Annotated in this window: 2 protein-coding genes and 1 pseudogene; 2 read left to right on the top strand and 1 reads right to left on the bottom strand. The window is 72.7% G+C overall.

Features of this window, described 5'->3' with window-relative positions:
• Positions 1 to 181, bottom strand: a 181-nt coding sequence (locus AB0M27_RS47600) for a hypothetical protein (protein WP_365732436.1), incomplete at its 3' end; no start/stop codon positions are given.
• A gap of 47 nt (positions 182 to 228) precedes the next feature.
• Here AB0M27_RS47600 and AB0M27_RS47595 point away from each other — a divergent pair.
• A complete protein-coding gene (locus tag AB0M27_RS47595) occupies positions 229 to 1,377 on the top strand; it encodes a hypothetical protein (protein ID WP_365732435.1) in 1,149 nt (382 codons plus the stop codon).
• 44 nt (positions 1,378 to 1,421) lie between these two features.
• A pseudogene (locus tag AB0M27_RS47590) lies at positions 1,422 to 1,774 on the top strand (hypothetical protein); the annotation flags it as partial.

Here is a 1,774-nt window from a genome sequence, read left to right as displayed (position 1 = left end):
CCTGCTGCACCACACCGCCCGCGGCCTTACCCCCGACCTGCCCGCTGAGCAGATCCCCCGTCTGGCCAACCGGCGCCTGCTTGACCCCGTCGGCGAACAGCCGGCTCCCCACCCGGACGTGTTGTTCGCCCTCGGCCTGGCCGCCGTCCCCTTCACGCAGCCAGAGGCCGCCGCCGGCCACCCCTCGCCCCGGCCCGCCGCGGACACGCCACCATCACCCGGACCGCGATGACCCCCTCCATCGCCACCCTGCCCGACAACGCCTCCAGCCGTTCGTGGAGGCCGACATGGTCACCGGGCGACACCAACTGCGGCCTGCCCCCGCTCACCGTGGTGCACGATCCTCACGACGACCATGCCTTCATGGCTGCCGCACTGGCCGCCCACACCCCCGCGGCCGGACGTATCACCGTCCACCCCACCCCGGTGGCGAGCGCTCCCGCCTCCCTGGCCCACGACCTGCTGCGCAGCCTGGGCAAACACCTCCCACTGGCCGGGAGCGAGGACGAGGCCTACTGGGTGGGCAACACCAAGACCGCATGGCGCGCGGTCGCCGCCTGGATGCTCGCGCTGCGTATCGGTCACGTCATCGTCACCCGGGCGCATCGCATCAGCTCCCGGCACTTCGAGTACCTCTTCGCCCTGCGGGAGCTCACCGGAATCCGGCTGACCCTGCTGTGCCACGGCCCGCTCCCGCCCGCTCTCGCCGCCCCGCTGGCCGTGCTCCCGCACGAAGAGGTGCACAGCCTGGCCGCGGCCCGCCGCGCCGTGGCCTCTCCTGCACCGGCTCCACCACCGTGCACGGGCCGGTTCGAGTGGTGGGAGGCGGACGGGCAGTTCCCGCCCGACGAAGGCGAGCCATGCTTCCTGCTGCCCACACGCCGCCCGCCCGGCCGCGGCGTGATCGAGGCGGCAGCCCGCCGCCTGGGCCATACGGTGCTCCCGCTGCCTGTTGCCGGCCGCTTCCCGCCCGAGCCCGACGAGCCGACCGCGCTCCTGGCGCACCGACTGCACGCGCGCATCGCCCATCCCGTCCACGCCGCGGCGCTGGCGGTACGGATCTTCGCCGCCCAGACGAACCCACCGGCCCCCACTGGCCGTGGCTGGGAGATGCGGGCACCGTCCTGGGCAGTGGACTTGCTCGAGGCAGCCCGCTACTTCGGGCGGCTGGAGGGGCGCGCGGAGACCACTTCCCTGCCCTGCCTCAGGTCCTGGGACCGCGCAGCTGTGACCGAAGCAGCCCACGCCTGCGGCCTGCACGAGCAGCAGGCGCCGGGCACGAAGCGGCACCCTGCGGCGCCCACCTCGCGTTCCAGGCGGCCAGCCGCCGCGCGCGGCAGCGCCGGCGGCAGACCATCGCCCAGCCGGGCAGCATGAGACGTGCATGAACCCAACCACCTGCTGACACAAGGGACTAGACGATGGCCGAGCCAGAGACAGAGCTCTTCGACGCGATCCGCCGCGACCACCGCGCGGGCGACAGGCTGCCCAGCTCCCTGGCCACCCGGCACAGCGTGCCCCGCCAGACGGTCATGGAGGCGATCTCGACCGTGCTGCCCCTGCCGCATCCCCTTCCGGCCGACGAGGAGAAACGCGACGAGGTCCGTCAGCTTCTGGACGCGCTGCTGGAAGAAGACCAGGCCAAGGCGCCGGAGAAGCAGCGCTCGACCTTTGAGCTGTATGAGGAGCTGAGCCTTCGCACCAGCCGGCTTGACGTGTCCTACCGGTGGGTGTGGGAGTACATCACCGATCGCCGCTCCCAGCACGCTTCCGA

This window comes from Streptomyces sp. NPDC052107, from assembly GCF_040680215.1.
Lineage (GTDB): Bacteria > Actinomycetota > Actinomycetes > Streptomycetales > Streptomycetaceae > Streptomyces.
Note: the sequence above shows the minus strand (reverse complement) of the source record. Positions and strands in the feature narration are given on the sequence as shown.